The organism is Streptomyces sp. NPDC048331 (assembly GCF_043201215.1).
In the GTDB taxonomy this organism is placed as follows: domain Bacteria; phylum Actinomycetota; class Actinomycetes; order Streptomycetales; family Streptomycetaceae; genus Streptomyces.
The window spans coordinates 243,462-258,127 of the sequence record NZ_JBICYT010000005.1 but is presented as its reverse complement, the minus strand read 5'-3'; the positions used below and the strand labels follow the sequence as shown (position 1 = coordinate 258,127).

Here is a 14,666-nt window from a genome sequence, read left to right as displayed (position 1 = left end):
CATGGCGGACTCCCGCCGGCGCGAAGAATGCGCCGGCGCGGCCCAACCGGGGCACAACGGTGCGAACCGTAGGGGCTGATCGATCGATTTATCGACTTGGCGGCCCTACGTCAGCACCGGGACGCGATAGCGCCCCGGTGCGGGTGTGACAGATTTCGCGCGCTCAGCGCTCGCGCGTGCGCGCGTAATGACGTGAGGCTTTCGCCCGGTTTCCGCAGGCGGCCATCGAGCACCAGCGACGCGTGCCGTTGCGCGAGGTGTCGTGGAAGTGCAGGACGCAGGTCTCGGAGGCGCACTTGTGGATCCGCTCGGGCGCGGTACCCAGCAGTTCCAGGTAGTTCCTGGCCGCCGTCCAGGCCGGACCCCAGGTGGGGTCGTCGAACTCGGCGCGCTCGCCCGGCCCTTCGGCGGTCAGGGTGGCGCGGATGCGGCCGTGCTCCAGTACGGCGTCGACCAGGGTGCGAGCGCTCTCGTCGGTCGGGTCCGCGACGGCGCGGGCCAGGGCCTCGCGCGCGGTCATCAGGTGGACGAGGGTCGCCGCGTCGGCCCGGAAGCGACCGGCCAGACCGGTGCTCTCCAGCCAGACCGCCAGTCCTTCGACCCTACTCAGGCCGAAGGCCCCCGCGAAGAGGTCGACCAGTGCCCCCTCGCGCATCCAGCGGGTGTTCAGCAGGTCGAGGGCGATCGGCTCCCCGGTCAGGGGTCGTGGGTCCGCCGTCGCCATGTCCGTCTCCTCGCTCGCTAACCCCTCAAGGATACGTGAACGGTTGACGCGGATCGACCTAACCTCTAACTTGAATTTAGAAGGTTAGTCATTGTGGAACGATCTCTGGGGAGGACCCGTCATGACCACCGCCATCAGCGAGCTCCGTACCGGGCACATCGGCCTGAACGTCACCGATCTGGAGCGCTCGCTCGCCTTCTACCGGGACGCCCTCGACTTCCAGGTCCTCGGCGAGGGCAAGGAGGAGGGCCGCCGCTTCGCCTTCCTCGGCCGGGACGGCGAGCTCGTCCTCACGCTCTGGCAGCAGGCCGACGGCGCCTACGCCCCGGCCGCGGCCGGACTGCACCACCTGGCGTTCTCGGCCGACGCCGTCGAGGAGGTGCGCGCCTACGAGGAGCGGTTGCGCGGCCTGGGCGTCGCGTTCGCCTACGAGGGCGTCGTCGCGCACCGCGAGGGCGTGGCCTCCGGCGGCATCTTCTTCCACGACCCCGACGGCATCCGCCTGGAGATCTCCGTGCCGACCGGTGCCGAGGGTGCTCCCGCCCCCACCGCGGGGGCGCCGACCTGCGGGTTCTTCTCATGAGCGGCGTCTACCACCGGGGGTCGCTGGCGGTGCAGGAGCGGGTCGGCGTGCGCGGGCCGGCCGAGCACGTCGGCCGCTCGATCGGTACGGGCATCCGCGACGTCGCCGCGGCCTTCCTGGAGCTGCAGCCGCACCTGGTCGTCGGGGCCGCGGACGACGCCGGCCGGATGTGGGCCTCCCTGCTCACCGGCCCGCCCGGCTTCGTGCGGGCCACCGGCCCGCACCGGATCTCCGTCGCCGGAGGAGCCCCCGCCGGAGACCCCCTCGCGGAGGCACTGGTCACGGACGGGACGCGGATCGGGACCATCGCGCTCGACCCGCGCACCCGGCGCCGGATGAGGCTGAACGGAACCCTCGCGGCCACACCCCGGGGCTTCGCCGTCGAGGCCGAGCAGGTCTTCGCCAACTGCCCCAAGTACCTGCAGAAGCGGCAGCCGCTGGAACGCGTCGCGGAGGGGAGCGGAGTCGTGCGCCGCGGGGAGGCGCTGACCCCCGACCAGCGGCGGACCGTGCGGGAGGCCGACACCTTCTTCATCGCCACCACGGCGGAGGCGGACGGGGTCGACGCCAGTCACCGGGGCGGACTGCCGGGCTTCGTGGAGGTCCTCTCGCCGGTCGAACTGGCCTGGCCGGACTTCGCGGGCAACGCCATGTTCCTGACCCTGGGGAACCTGACGGTCGACCCACGGGCCGGGCTGCTCCTCCCGGACTGGGAGAGCGGAGGGGTCCTTCAACTCAGCGGCCGGGCCCGGACGGAGTTCGAGGCCGACGGGAGCCGCCGCACCCGTTTCCGGGTGGAGTCGGTGGTGGAGAGCGTGCACCCGGGGCGGCTGCTCTGGAGCGCCCCGGAGTACTCGCCTCACCTGGGCAGTACGACCAGGTAGGCGGCGGGTTCCCGGTCGTCGGCGGCCGTCAGGGCGGTCCGGATGACCGCGGCCTGCTGCTCGGGCCAGTCGCGGAGCTTGCGCGGGGTGATGTGGATGACGGTCACCCCGAGTCGCTCCAGCGTCTCGCGCTTGCGCACGGACTCGGACCACTGCTCGTCCTCGCCCTGGCGCGGGGCGCGGGTGTCGATCTCCACGGCGACGGAGTGTTCGGGCCAGTACGCGTCGACGCCGCCGAGGTGGGGGCCGCCGGGCAGTCGCAGGTCGACGTTCCAGACCGGGTCGGGCAGTTCGTAGCCGCGGACGACGTGGTACAGCCGGTCCTCGGCGATGGCCCGCCCCTCCGCGAGCAGCGACTCGACGGCGTCGACGACGTGCGGCCGGTTCAGCAGCCGGGCCACGGTCAGCTCCCGGACGACGGCGGCCGGTTCGCAGTGCCCGCCGCGGACGGCCTCGCTCAGCAGGCGGCGCACGGTGCCGGCGTCGGAGAGCTGGGCGACGGCGTCGGCGACGGCCCGGGCGACGGGGGCCACCGGCAGCCCGGTCACCTCCTGGGACCGAGGCGGGGTGTGCGTCCGTACGATCCGCACGTCGCCGGTGGAACGCAGCCGCCGGGTGCCGGGCACGAGCACGTCGACGTGCGAGAGGGCGAGCAGCGGGGGCGCGGAGCTGAACCGGTACAGGGCGAGCGCCGCCAGCCCGGTGATCATGGCCTCGCCACCGCCGCGCCGCCCCGCGTACAGCAGCGCCGCGTGCAGCCGCTCCTCGCTGGTCGCGGGACCGGGGTGGAGCAGGAACACCCCGGGCAGGATCTGCTGCCAGGACCGCTCGGTCGCGTCGGAGGCGGTGACGCCGTGCTCGCGCAGCTGTGCGAGGGTCAGCACGCGGGGGCGGCTACCGGTGAGGTGGGCGAGGGGGAGGGGTGCGTTGTGGTTCATGACGCGGTGATTCCCTCAGGCCATGGCCTTGCTAACCCCTGTTACACGCTCGTCGACAAATCCGGACAAGCTGGGGCTAAAGTACGGGCGTTCGACTGCCGATGGGATGCGCCCGTACGGGGGACCCGGCGCGGCGCCGCTGCCGGGGCTCCGCCCCGGACCGCCAGGCGGGGCCGGAAGCCCGGAGGGCAATTCCAGCCCCGCCGACGATTGAGGCGCGGGGGTTCGGGGGCAGCGCCCCCGCAGCGAGCCGCGGGCTAGTTGCCCGCCGCCGCGGCGTCGCAGGCCTGGGCGCGCAAGGCCCGGGCCAGGTCGTCGCGGGCCTCCAGGACCAGCCGGCGCAGGGCCGGAGCCCCGTCCGCGTGGGCCGAAAGCCAGGCGTCGGTGGCCTCCAGCGTGGCGGAGTCACCCTGCAGCGACGGGTACAGCCCCTTCACCACGTCCATGGCGATCTGGATCGACCGGTCCGCCCACACCCGTTCGATCACCTCGAAGTAGCGCCCCGCGTACCCCGCCAGCAAGCCCCGCTGCGAGGACTGCTGCATGCCCGCGATCGTCGCCTCCACCAGCGCGTTCGACAGCGCGTCCGACTCGACCACCGCCGCCCACGCCTGGTCCTTCACCGCCTGCGAGGGCCGCGCCGCCAGGCACCGCACCTGGTGCCGCTTGCCCGAGGCCGTGTCGTCGCGCGCCAGTTCGGTGGCCAGCGCCGCCTCGTCCACCGCCCCGTGCGCGGCCAGCGGCAGCAGGAAGTCCCAGCGCAGCTCCTGGTCCACCTCCAGCCCGTCGATCCGGGCCGAACCGGCCAGCAGGCCCAGCAGCAGCTGGAAGTCGCCCTCCGTCGCCGCGCTCGCCGCGAAGAAGCGGGCCCACGTCAGCTGGTGCTCCGACCCCGGCGCCGCGTTCCGCAGCTCGTGCAGCGCGCCCGCCGCCAGCTCCCGGCCGCCCTGCGCGCGCCAGGCGGGCGCCGCGTAGTGGGTGACCGAGGTCAGGGCCTGCGTGTGCAGCATCTGCAGGACGCCGACGTCGCTCTCGCGGCCCGCGTGCGCGAGGACCAGCGCGATGAAGTCCCGGGCCGGCATCAGGCCGTCACGCGTCAGGTTCCACAGCGCCGACCAGCAAAGGGCCCGCGCGAGCGGGTCCGTCAGATCGCCGAGGTGCGCCCGCAGGGTCTCCAAGGAGCCCTCGTCGAAGCGGATCTTGCAGTAGGTGAGGTCCTCGTCGTTGACCAGGACCAGGTCCGGGCGCTCCGTGCCCGCCAGCTCGGCGACCACCGTCCGCGCGCCCGACACGTCCGCGTCGGCCCGTGCGTAGCGGACCAGCGTCCCGTCGGACTCCAGCCGGTACAGGCCCACCGCGACCCGGTGCGGGCGCAGCTCGTCGCCCTCCTGCACGACGGCCAGTTCCGTCACCCGGCCGCCCGCGTCGTAGGTGATCGCCGGGGTCAGCGCGTTCACACCGGCGGTCTGCAGCCAGGCCCGCGACCACGTGGCCATGTCCCGCCCGGAGACCTCCGCGAGCACCGACAGCAGGTCGTCGAGCGTGGTGTTCCCGTACGCGTTGGCCTTGAAGTAGCGCCGGGCGCCCTCCAGGAAGGCCTCCCGTCCCACATAGGCGACGAGCTGCTTGAGCACCGAGGCGCCCTTGGCGTAGGTGATGCCGTCGAAGTTCAGCTTGGCGTCCTCCAGGTCACGGATGTCGGCCGTGATCGGGTGCGTTGACGGCAGCTGGTCGGCCCGGTAGGCCCACGACTTGCGACGGTTGGCGAAGGTGATCCACGCCTGGTCGAAGCGGGTGGCCTCGACGAGCCCGAACGAGCCCATGAAGTCGGCGAAGGACTCCTTCAGCCACAGGTCGTCCCACCACTTCATGGTGACCAGGTCGCCGAACCACATGTGCGCCATCTCGTGCAGGATGACGTTCGCGCGCGCTTCGTACGAGGCCTGCGTGACCTTGCCGCGGAAGATGTACTCCTCGCGGAAGGTCACCATCCCCGGGTTCTCCATCGCGCCCAGGTTGTACTCCGGCACGAAGGCCTGGTCGTATTTCCCGAAGGGGTAGGGGTAGTCGAAGAGCTCGTGGAACAGGTCGAAGCCCTGCTTGGTGACGAGGAAGATGTCATCGGCGTCGAAGTGCTTCGCCAGACCCTTGCGGCACATCGCGCCCAGCGGGATGGTCAGGTCCCCGCGCGTGTAGGAGTCCGTCACGTAGTGGTAGGGGCCCGCGACCACGCACGTGATGTACGTGGAGATCGGCGCGGTCTCCGCGAACCGCCAGACACCCGCGTCGCGGGACTCCTCCGCGCCGTTGCTCCACACCTGCCAGCCGTCGGGAGCCGTCACCTCGAAGCGGTACGGGGCCTTCAGGTCGGGCTGTTCGAAGTTCGCGTACACCCGCCGCGCGTCGGCCGGCTCGTACTGGGTGTAGAGGTAGACCTCGCCGTCCTCCGGGTCGACGAAGCGGTGCAGGCCCTCGCCCGTCCGGCTGTACGCGCAGTTCGCGTCGACCACGAGGACGTTCTCGGCGGCGAGGCCGTCGAGGGCGATCCGGGAGCCGTCGAAGACGGCGGCCACGTCCAGCGCGCGCCCGTTCAGGGTCACGGCGTTGACCGAGGGTGCGATCAGGTCCGCGAAGGTGGCAGCGCCGGTGCCCGCCGCCCGGAAGCGGATCGTCGTCACCGAACGGAAGGTCCGCGGACCCTCGGCCGGTTCGGCCTCGTCCACCGCGGACCGGATGTCGAGGACCACCTCGTACCCGTCGACGGACAGCAGCTCGGCCCGCTCGCGGGCCTCGTCGCGGGACAGATTCTCTCCGGGCACATGCACTCCTTCGTGCGTGATCGCGTTCTTGTGTCGAATCCTCGCACGAGGGAATGCGCGCCACCCGGTCCTGGTTGGTGACGGGGAACGTGAGCCCAGTGATGCCCTTTTGCGACGCACGCCGAGACTGAGGAGAGACATGACCGACACCCAGGTGCGCGAGAAGACTCCGGTCGACTTCTGGTTCGACCCGCTCTGCCCTTGGGCCTGGATGACGTCCCGCTGGATGGTCGAGGTCGAGAAGGTCCGCGACGTCGAGGTCCGCTGGCACGTGATGAGCCTCGCGGTGCTCAACGAGAACAAGCTCGACGAGCTGCCCGAGGTCTACCGCGAGCTGCTCGGCCCCAAGGGCTGGGCCCCGGTGCGCGTGGTGATCGCCGCGCAGCAGAAGCACGGTGAGGAAGTCACCGGCAAGCTCTACACCGCGCTCGGCACCCGCATACACAACGACGAGAAGGGCCCGACCCGCGAGGTGATCGCCGAGGCACTGGCCGAGGTCGGCCTGCCGGCCGAGCTGCTCGCGTACGCCGACTCGGACGAGTACGACGAGGTGCTGCGGGCCTCGCACAACGACGGGATCGACCGGGTGGGCCAGGAGGTCGGCACCCCGGTGATCTCCGTTCCGGGCGCCGAGGGCGATGTGGCCTTCTTCGGTCCGGTCGTCACCCCGACCCCGCGCGGCGACGCGGCCGCCCGGCTCTGGGACGGCACCCTGCTCGTCGCCTCGACCCCGGGCTTCTACGAGATCAAGCGCACCCGTACCCAGGGCCCCTCTTTCGAGTAGGCGGACCCGCCGGCCCGGCCGGCGCGGCACACAGAAGACCCCCGTGAGTCACGTCCTCACGGGGGTCTTCCGCTGTACACGCCCGCTGGTGAAGGTTGAGAAGACGATCACGAGGCGGACGGGCTCGGGGTGCTGCGATCAGCCCTTGGCGGGGATCAGCAGCGGGGTGTTCGCCTTGGCGTCGGCGTAGCGCTTGGAGACGTCCTGCCAGTTGACGACGTTCCACATGGCCTCGATGAAGTCCACCTTCTGGTTCTTGTACTGAAGGTAGAAGGCGTGCTCCCAGGCGTCGAAGACGAGGATCGGGGTGCTGGCCACGCCCACGTTGCCCTGGTGGTCGTAGACCTGCTCGACGACCAGACGGCCGCTGACGGGCTCGTACGCGAGCACGCCCCAGCCGGAGCCCTGGGTGGCGGAGGAGGCGAAGGTCAGCTGCTTCTTGAACTTCGCGAAGGAGCCGAAGGACTCGGTGATCGCGTCGGCCAGGTCGCCCAGGCCGTCGGCCGCGGTGGGCTCGCCGCCGCCCTCGCCGGTCTTCGGGCTGGCCATGTTGTGCCAGTAGATGCTGTGCAGGATGTGGCCGGAGAGGTGGAACGCGAGGTTCTTCTCCAGGCCGTTGAGGGCGCCCCAGTTCTCCTTGTCGCGTGCCTCCGCCAGCTGCTCCAGGGTGTTGTTGGCGCCCGTGACGTAGGCCGCGTGGTGCTTGTCGTGGTGCAGCTCGATGATCTGCGGGTTGATCACCGGCTCCAGTGCCGCGTAGTCGTACGGAAGCTCAGGAAGCGTGTAGATGGCCATGCGTGATATCCGGTCCCCTCAGCGTGCCAACTGCTTATTGCAATCAATGCGCAACTGCACGCTAGCAGTATCTATTCCAGGCCACATGTAAGGGTTACCTCTGAACGACGAAGGCGGGCCCCGTGTCTTCGCACGGGGCCCGCCTTCGTTCTTCGTTCTTCCGAGGAGCCGTCAGCTCCGGGCCGCCGCCCGGCGCTGCATCACGTAACCGGTCGCCGCGAGGGCGAGGGTGAGCCCGCCGGTGAAGATCACCTGGACGCGCGTGTCCTCGTCCAGGGCCATCAGCACCAGGACCCCGGCCACCCCGGCCAGCGCCACCCAGGTCAGATACGGGAAGCCCCACATCCGCACGACCAGCTTCTCGGGGGCCTCGCGCTCCAGCCGGCGGCGCAGCACGAACTGCGAGACGGCGATGAAGCCCCAGACGACCAGGATGACCCCGCCCACCATGTTGAGCAGCCAGGCGAACAGCGTGTCCGGGTACCAGTAGGACAGCAGGACGGTGACGAAGCCGAAGCCGCAGGAGGCGAGGACCGCCCGGCGCGGCACCCGGCCGCTGACCTTGCCCAGCGCCTTCGGGCCCTGGCCGCGGGAGACGAGGGAGTAGGCCATGCGCGAGGAGCCGTAGATGTTGGCGTTCATCGCGGACATCAGGGCGATCAGGATGACCACGTTCATGATCTCACCGGCGGCCGGGATGCCCAGGCGGTCCAGGGTCGCGGCGTACGGGCCGTCCGCCGTGACCGCCGGGTCGTTCCACGGCAGCAGGGTGACGATGACCAGCATGGAGCCCACGTAGACGATCGCGATCCGCCACATGGTGGTCCGCACGGCCTTGGCCACGCCCTGGACCGGGTTCTCGGACTCGGCGGCCGCGATGGTCACCGTCTCCAGTCCGCCGTACGCGACGACCGAGGCCAGCAGTCCGACGAGCAGGCCGTCCACGCCGTGCGGCAGGAAGCCGCCGTCGTGCAGCAGGTTGGTGGCGCCGGGGGAGTCCGTGCCGGGCAGCAGACCGAGTACGGCGAGGACGCCCAGACCCAGGAAGAGGGCGATCGCGCCGATCTTGAGGGCGGCGAACCAGAACTCGAACTCGCCGAAGTTGGAGACGGCGGCCAGGTTGGAGCCGCAGAACACCGCCATGAAGACCAGCACCCACATCCAGGAGGGGGTGCCCGGGAACCAGCCGGTCATGATGTGCGCCGCGCCGATGGCCTCGATGGCCACGCCGACGCAGAGCAGGGTCCAGAACATCCAGCCGGCGGTGAATCCGGCCCAGGGGCCGACCGCGCGCTCCGCGTGCACGGAGAAGGAGCCCGAGGCGGGGTTGGCGGCGGACATCTCGCCGAGCATCCGCATCACGAACATCACGAGCAGCCCTGACGCGGCGTACGCGAGCACGATCGAGGGGCCCGCGGCCGCGATGCCCGCGCCGGAGCCGACGAAGAGTCCGGCGCCGATGACGCCACCGAGCGCGATCATCGAGAGGTGGCGCTGCTTGAGTCCGTTGCCGAGGGGTGATCCGGCGTCGGTCTGCGGTGCTTCGGGAGGTGTCAGGGTGCTCTGGCTCATTGAGGGTGCGCCTGTCCGGTTGTGCGGGGGGACGTGATGAGGTGCGCCAGTCTCACCCCTGTCCGATCTTCGGATGGTTGGCGTCCGCTATCCGGACAACCGGATGACCGGCCGTGATCATCCCCGTACGCTGCCGACAGGATGCGGGTACGGGGACGACAGGGGGACGAGCGGTGGCGGAACGAATGGACCACGGCATACGGGAACTGGCCGCCACGGGCCGGGGGGTGCTCGTCACCGGGGCCTCACGGGGCATCGGGCGGGCCATCGCCACGGCCTTCGCCGAGCGGGGCGACCGGGTGGCGGTGCATTGCACGGTCCGGCAGGCGGACGCCGAGCGCACCCTCGCGGACCTGCCGGGCGAGGGCCACGTCCTCGTCGCCGGCGATCTGTGCGACCCGGCCCGCGTGGAAGCCCTCGCGGCCGAGACCGAGGAAGCGCTCGGCGGCATCGACGTCCTCGTGAACAACGCCGCCGTGATGGTCGCGCACCCGCTGCCCACGACCTCGTACGCCGACTGGCAGGAGGCCTGGCGGCGGACGGCCGCCGTGAACCTCTTCGCCCCGGCCGACCTCACGTACTGCGTCGCCCGCCGCATGATTGAGGGCCGGCGGGAGGGCCGCGTCGTCAACATCGGCTCGCGCGGCGCGTTCCGCGGCGAGCCCGACCACCCCGCCTACGGCGCCACCAAGGCCGCCCTGCACGCACTCGGCCAGTCCCTCGCCGTCTCGCTGGCCCCGCACGGCATCGCCGTGGCCTCCGTGGCGCCCGGCTTCGTGGCCACCGAGCGGGTCGCCGGGCGGCTCGAAGGGGAGGAGGGCGAGCGGATCCGGGCGCAGAGCCCCTTCGGACGGGTCGGTACCCCGCAGGAGATCGCCGCCGCCGTACTGCACCTCGCCTCGCCCGCCGCGCGCTGGAGCTCGGGCACCGTGCTCGACGTCAACGGAGCCTCGTACCTGCGCACCTGACGCGCGAAGGCCCCCCGCGCCGGATGCGCGGGGGGCCTTCGTACGGAACCGGGGCCGTGGGCGGTCAGGGCTTCGGGGCGCGCCGCTCCCGCAGCTCGCGGACGCCCGCCACGGCGAGGACCAGCAGGGCCGCGCCCGTCGACCACAGCAGCTGCGGCCGCGCGGAGTCGTCGAACAGCATCAGGACCAGCACCGCCGCCATGCCGAGCAGCGCCGCCCAGGTCGCGTACGGGAACAGCCACATCGGCAGGGTCAGCCGCTCCGGCATGTCCCGCTCGATCCGGCGGCGCAGCTTCAGCTGCGAGACGGCGATCAGCGCCCACACGAACAGCAGCACCGCGCCGACCGCGTTGAGCATGTAGAGGAAGATCGTGTCCGGCCACAGCAGGTTGAGCACCACCGACACGAAGCCGAAGGCCACCGAGGCGAACACCGCCCGGCGCGGCACCCCGCCGCCCGAGACCTTCAGCAGCCCCGCGGGCGCCTCGCGGCGCTCGGCCAGCGAGAACACCATGCGCGAGGACCCGTAGAGGTTCGCGTTGAGCGCCGACAGCAGGGCCACGAACACCACGATGTTCATGATCTGCCCGGCCCCCGGGATGCCGATCGAGTCGAGGACCGCGACGTAGGGGCTCTCACCCGGCTTCAGCGAATTCCACGGCAGCAGGGTCACGATGACCACCATCGAGCCGACGTAGAAGAAGAGGATGCGCCACACCGCGCTGCGCACCGCCCGGGACACCGACCGCGCCGGGTCGTCCGACTCGGCGGCGGCGATGGTGACGACCTCCAGGCCGCCGAAGGCGAAGATGACGGCGAGCATGCCGGCGACCACACCGCCGAAGCCCTCGGGGAAGAAACCGCCCTGGCCGGTGAGGTTGGCCATGCCGACCGGCTCCGTGTCCGGGAGCAGACCGAAGACCGCGAGAGTGCCCAGGATCAGGAAGAGCACGATCGCGCCGACCTTGAGGGCGGCGAACCAGAACTCGAACTCGCCGAAGTTCTTCACGGCGGCCAGATTGCTCACGGTGAAGACCACCATGAACAGCAGCACCCAGATCCACTGGTCGACCGCGGGCACCCAGCCGTTCGCGATCTTCGCCGCGCCGGTGGCCTCCACGGCCAGCACCACGACCATCAGGAACCAGTACAGCCAGCCGGCCGAGAAACCGGCCCAGCGCCCGAGCGCCCGCTCCGCGTAGACGGAGAAGGAGCCCGAGGCGGGCATCGCGGCCGACATCTCGCCCAGCGCCCGCATCACCAGCATCGCGAGGACACCCGCGAGCAGGTAGGAGCAGATGATCGCGGGGCCGGCGATGCCGATGCCGGCGCCGGAGCCGACGAACAGGCCGGCGCCGATGACGCCGCCGAGGCCCAGCATGGTCAGGTGGCGCTGCTTGAGGCTGTGGCTGAGGGGTTCCGCGGGCAGGTCGCCCGTCGTGGGAGGTGCTTCTTCCAGGCGCTCGCGCATGAAGGGTGCTCGTACTCTCGTTCGGCCCAGCGGCGGTGGGGGCTCCGCATCAGGATTGGCGGGACCCTACAGTCTGGCTGAGCGGCGGCCGTCCGCGCAAAACGGACGTGTTGTCTGATCTTCCTCGTGACGAGGATCACGTCGACTCGGAGATGACGTTCAGGATTTGTGGTATCCCCACCAAAGTGGGGAGGGCGGCTTTGTCCCGGGTGACGGTGGGGCGGCGAGGGGGCGCGCACTAGCGTCGGTGATCGTCCCGCCACCCCCTCCCCGTGGAGCCTCCCGATGAGCACTGCCTCCGTCTCCCTCCGGCCCGGCGCCGTCCTCGCCGATCTGCTGCCCGCGAGCCGCGTCCGCGACATCGCGCTCGTCGTCGGCGGCGCCGCGCTCACCGGGCTGGCCGCCCAGATCGCGGTTCCGGTTCCCGGCTCCCCGGTCCCCGTCACCGGCCAGACCTTCGCCGCGCTGCTCGTCGGCAGCGCGTTCGGTGCCCGCCGCGGCTTCCTCTCGTTGGCGCTGTACGCCCTCGTCGGCATGGCCGGTGTGCCGTGGTTCGCGGGTGGGACCTCCGGCGCGGGCGGCGCCTCCTTCGGCTACGTGCTCGGCATGCTGCTCGCCGCCACCGTCGTCGGCGCCCTCGCGCGGCGCGGCGGCGACCGTTCGGTGCTGCGTACGGCCGGCCTGATGGTGCTGGGCTCGGCCGTGATCTACGCGGTGGGCGTGCCCTACCTGATGGCCGCCACCGGGATGTCCCTGGGCGTGGCCGTCGCGAAGGGCCTGGTCCCGTTCCTGATCGGCGACGCCCTCAAGGCCGCGCTGGCCATGGGCGCCCTGCCGACCGCCTGGAAGCTGGTCGGCCGCCGCGGCTGAGCGGCCCCCGATACGCACCGGAGCCCGGCCCGCCTTGTGAAGGCGGGCCGGGCTCCGGCGTACGTGCACGTGCGATCAGCCCTGCAGGGCCTTCTTGCGGCGGACGTCCAGGACCACGCCGACGAGTACGACGATGCCGGCGACCAGGGTGGACAGGGTGACCACCTCGCGGTTGGCGTCGTCCACGAACATGTAGCCGATCACGAACATGATCAGGGCGGCGGTGGCCCAGGTCAGCCACGGGAAGAGCCACATCTTCACGGTCAGCTTCTCCGGGGCCTCGCGGACCAGGATCCCGCGCATCCGCAGCTGGGTGAAGCAGATCACCAGCCAGACGAAGAGCGCGATGGCGCCGGACGAGTTCAGGAGGAAGTTGAAGACCGTGTCCTTGAACGCGTAGTTGAAGTAGACGGCGACGAAGCCGAAGACCGTGGAGCCCAGGATCGCGGCAACCGGCACACCGCGGGAGTTGACCTTGGCGAACGCCTTGGGGGCGTCACCGCGCTCACCGAGCGAGAAGGCCATGCGGGAGGCGGTGTAGAGGCCCGAGTTCAGGCAGGACAGCACGGCGGTCAGGACGATGACCTCCATGATCGTGCCGGCGTGCGCGATGCCGATCGAGTCCAGGGCGGCGACGTACGAGCCCTTCTCGGTGATCGACTTGTCGTTCCACGGGAGCAGGGTCAGCACGATGAAGATCGAGCCGAGGTAGAAGACGCCGATCCGCCAGATGACGGAGTTGGTCGCCTGGGTGACCGCCTTGCGGGGGTTCTCCGACTCGCCGGCGGCCAGGGTGACGATCTCGCTGCCCATGAAGGAGAAGACGACCATCAGCACACCGGTGAGGACCGCGCCGTAGCCGTTGGGGAAGAACCCGCCGGCGTCGGTGAGGTGCGCGAAGCCCGCGCCCGGGTTGTCCGAGCCCGGCAGCACGCCGAAGACGGCCAGCATGCCGACGATCACGAACGCGCCGATGGCGACGACCTTGATGCCCGCGAACCAGAACTCGAACTCACCGTAGGAGGCGACCGAGCCGAGGTTGGTGGCGGTCAGCACCGCCATCACGATCAGGGCCCAGGCCCACTGCGGGACGGCCGGGATCCAGTTCTCCAGGATGGCGGCACCGGCGGTGGCCTCCACCGCGAGCACGACGACCCAGAAGAACCAGTAGAGCCAGCCGATGGAGAAGCCCGCCCAGCGGCCGAGCGCGCGGTCGGCGTAGGCCGAGAAGGAGCCCGAGTTCGGGCTGGCGGCGGCCATCTCGCCGAGCATGCGCATCACGAAGACGACCATCGCGCCGACGAGCGCGTAGGAGATCAGGATGGCGGGGCCGGCCTTGGCGATGCCGCCACCGGAACCGACGAAGAGGCCGGCGCCGATGACGCCGCCAATGGCGATCATGGACAGGTGGCGGTTCTTGAGACCGGCCTTCAGACCGTCGGAGGGCAGGCCGTCACCGGGGTTCCCGGTGGGGCCGCCTTCCTTCTGAAGGGTCGTCGTGGAGCTCATGGACGGATCCTTAGGTTCTCGGGTTGCGAGCCCCGGCATTCAAACCTGAGATGAACGCAGGACGGAAGACCTCAATCCGGATCGTTGCCTTGGTGCGAACGTCCAGGACGCCGTCCCGCCCTGTCCCATCTGAGTTCTTTGGGTTTACTTGAGCTTTAGAAGTGACTTACGCGACACCCGCTGCGGGCCGGCGGGCCTCCTCGTGCCACACTCGTCCCATGCGCGTGTACCTCGGATCCGACCATGCCGGCTTTGAGCTCAAGAACCACCTGGTGGACTGGCTCAAGAACAACGGCCACGAGCCCGTCGACTGTGGGCCCCACATCTACGACGCGGTGGACGACTACCCGCCGTTCTGCCTCCGCGCCGCGGAGAAGACCGCCGCCGACGCCGGCAGCCTCGGCATCGTGATCGGCGGCTCCGGCAACGGCGAGCAGATCGCCGCGAACAAGGTCAAGGGCGTCCGCGCCATCCTGGCCTGGAGCGTCCAGACCGCCCAGCTCGGCCGTGAGCACAACAACGCCAACGTCATCTCCGTCGGCGGCCGGATGCACACGCAGGACGAGGCCGTCAGCTTCATCGAGGCCTTCCTGGCGACCCCGTACTCCGACGAGGAGCGCCACACCCGCCGCATCGACATGCTCTCCGCCTACGAGACCACCGGCGAGCTCCCCCCGATCCCGGCCCACCACCCGCAGGGCTGACCCCGCCGCAGGCCGTGCCGCCCGAGGACGGGTGGCACGGCTCTT

The 14,666-nt window shown here is 70.8% G+C and carries 13 protein-coding genes; 6 read left to right on the top strand and 7 right to left on the bottom strand.

What is annotated here, in order from left to right:
• Positions 1–163: 163 nt before the first annotated feature.
• The gene (locus tag ACGFYY_RS11190; RefSeq protein WP_365267533.1) at positions 164–724 is read right to left on the bottom strand and encodes a CGNR zinc finger domain-containing protein; all 561 of its coding nucleotides are present in this window, start codon (positions 722–724) and stop codon (positions 164–166) included.
• A gap of 121 nt (positions 725–845) precedes the next feature.
• Between ACGFYY_RS11190 and ACGFYY_RS11185 the strand changes: the two genes are divergently transcribed.
• Positions 846–1,307, top strand: a complete 462-nt coding sequence (locus ACGFYY_RS11185) for a VOC family protein (RefSeq protein WP_393708333.1) — start codon at positions 846–848, stop codon at positions 1,305–1,307.
• Positions 1,304–2,191: a pyridoxamine 5'-phosphate oxidase family protein gene (locus ACGFYY_RS11180; protein ID WP_393708331.1), complete on the top strand. Its 888-nt coding sequence runs from the start codon at positions 1,304–1,306 to the stop codon at positions 2,189–2,191. Before ACGFYY_RS11185 ends, ACGFYY_RS11180 begins: the two co-directional genes overlap by 4 nt.
• On the opposite strand, the gene ACGFYY_RS11175 is transcribed toward ACGFYY_RS11180, so the two are convergent.
• Together ACGFYY_RS11175 and pepN are read right to left on the bottom strand one after the other, a co-directional pair.
• Positions 2,167–3,129 carry a hypothetical protein gene (locus ACGFYY_RS11175; RefSeq protein ID WP_365267538.1) on the bottom strand — a complete coding sequence of 321 codons (963 nt, stop codon included), beginning with the start codon at positions 3,127–3,129 and terminating at the stop codon, positions 2,167–2,169. The two genes, ACGFYY_RS11180 and ACGFYY_RS11175, sit on opposite strands and share 25 nt — an antisense overlap.
• A 257-nt stretch (positions 3,130–3,386) precedes the next feature.
• Positions 3,387–5,948: an aminopeptidase N gene (gene pepN, locus ACGFYY_RS11170; RefSeq protein ID WP_365267540.1), complete on the bottom strand. Its 2,562-nt coding sequence runs from the start codon at positions 5,946–5,948 to the stop codon at positions 3,387–3,389.
• A gap of 139 nt (positions 5,949–6,087) precedes the next feature.
• Here pepN and ACGFYY_RS11165 point away from each other — a divergent pair, with 139 nt between their 5' ends.
• On the top strand, positions 6,088–6,732 hold the full coding sequence (locus tag ACGFYY_RS11165) for a DsbA family protein (RefSeq protein WP_365267542.1): 645 nt from the start codon (positions 6,088–6,090) through the stop codon (positions 6,730–6,732).
• Between the two features lie 138 nt (positions 6,733–6,870).
• On the opposite strand, the gene ACGFYY_RS11160 is transcribed toward ACGFYY_RS11165, so the two are convergent.
• The gene (locus tag ACGFYY_RS11160) at positions 6,871–7,527 is read right to left on the bottom strand and encodes a superoxide dismutase (protein ID WP_030016698.1); all 657 of its coding nucleotides are present in this window, start codon (positions 7,525–7,527) and stop codon (positions 6,871–6,873) included.
• A 171-nt stretch (positions 7,528–7,698) separates the two neighbouring features.
• Positions 7,699–9,099: an amino acid permease gene (locus tag ACGFYY_RS11155; RefSeq protein WP_393708327.1), complete on the bottom strand. Its 1,401-nt coding sequence runs from the start codon at positions 9,097–9,099 to the stop codon at positions 7,699–7,701.
• Positions 9,100–9,272: 173 nt separating this feature from the next.
• Between ACGFYY_RS11155 and ACGFYY_RS11150 the strand changes: the two genes are divergently transcribed.
• Entirely contained in the window at positions 9,273–10,067 is a 795-nt protein-coding gene (locus tag ACGFYY_RS11150) for an SDR family NAD(P)-dependent oxidoreductase (RefSeq protein ID WP_393708325.1), read from the top strand.
• Positions 10,068–10,131: 64 nt separating this feature from the next.
• Here the strand turns inward: ACGFYY_RS11150 and ACGFYY_RS11145 are convergent, their stop codons facing one another.
• Positions 10,132–11,538 carry an amino acid permease gene (locus tag ACGFYY_RS11145; RefSeq protein ID WP_393708323.1) on the bottom strand — a complete coding sequence of 469 codons (1,407 nt, stop codon included), beginning with the start codon at positions 11,536–11,538 and terminating at the stop codon, positions 10,132–10,134.
• Between the two features lie 285 nt (positions 11,539–11,823).
• Here ACGFYY_RS11145 and ACGFYY_RS11140 point away from each other — a divergent pair, with 285 nt between their 5' ends.
• Positions 11,824–12,408, top strand: coding sequence for a biotin transporter BioY (locus tag ACGFYY_RS11140; protein WP_352042846.1), 585 nt, complete (start codon positions 11,824–11,826; stop codon positions 12,406–12,408).
• A gap of 75 nt (positions 12,409–12,483) precedes the next feature.
• On the opposite strand, the gene ACGFYY_RS11135 is transcribed toward ACGFYY_RS11140, so the two are convergent.
• On the bottom strand, positions 12,484–13,917 hold the full coding sequence (locus ACGFYY_RS11135; RefSeq protein WP_393708321.1) for an amino acid permease: 1,434 nt from the start codon (positions 13,915–13,917) through the stop codon (positions 12,484–12,486).
• A 218-nt stretch (positions 13,918–14,135) separates the two neighbouring features.
• Here ACGFYY_RS11135 and ACGFYY_RS11130 point away from each other — a divergent pair, with 218 nt between their 5' ends.
• On the top strand, positions 14,136–14,621 hold the full coding sequence (locus tag ACGFYY_RS11130; RefSeq protein ID WP_030010996.1) for a ribose-5-phosphate isomerase: 486 nt from the start codon (positions 14,136–14,138) through the stop codon (positions 14,619–14,621).
• The last annotated feature ends 45 nt before the right edge of the window (positions 14,622–14,666 follow it).

Bases quoted from the DNA above. Each gene is read 5' to 3' on its own strand.
- ACGFYY_RS11140 (WP_352042846.1), top strand. From the start codon at position 11,824: ATGAGCACTGCCTCCGTCTCCCTCCGGCCCGGCGCCGTCCTCGCCGAT.
- ACGFYY_RS11160 (WP_030016698.1), bottom strand. From the start codon at position 7,527: ATGGCCATCTACACGCTTCCTGAGCTTCCGTACGACTACGCGGCACTG.
- ACGFYY_RS11190 (WP_365267533.1), bottom strand. From the start codon at position 724: ATGGCGACGGCGGACCCACGACCCCTGACCGGGGAGCCGATCGCCCTC.
- ACGFYY_RS11145 (WP_393708323.1), bottom strand. From the start codon at position 11,538: ATGCGCGAGCGCCTGGAAGAAGCACCTCCCACGACGGGCGACCTGCCC.
- ACGFYY_RS11130 (WP_030010996.1), top strand. From the start codon at position 14,136: ATGCGCGTGTACCTCGGATCCGACCATGCCGGCTTTGAGCTCAAGAAC.
- ACGFYY_RS11185 (WP_393708333.1), top strand. From the start codon at position 846: ATGACCACCGCCATCAGCGAGCTCCGTACCGGGCACATCGGCCTGAAC.
- ACGFYY_RS11165 (WP_365267542.1), top strand. From the start codon at position 6,088: ATGACCGACACCCAGGTGCGCGAGAAGACTCCGGTCGACTTCTGGTTC.
- ACGFYY_RS11175 (WP_365267538.1), bottom strand. From the start codon at position 3,129: ATGAACCACAACGCACCCCTCCCCCTCGCCCACCTCACCGGTAGCCGC.
- ACGFYY_RS11135 (WP_393708321.1), bottom strand. From the start codon at position 13,917: ATGAGCTCCACGACGACCCTTCAGAAGGAAGGCGGCCCCACCGGGAAC.
- ACGFYY_RS11180 (WP_393708331.1), top strand. From the start codon at position 1,304: ATGAGCGGCGTCTACCACCGGGGGTCGCTGGCGGTGCAGGAGCGGGTC.
- ACGFYY_RS11155 (WP_393708327.1), bottom strand. From the start codon at position 9,099: ATGAGCCAGAGCACCCTGACACCTCCCGAAGCACCGCAGACCGACGCC.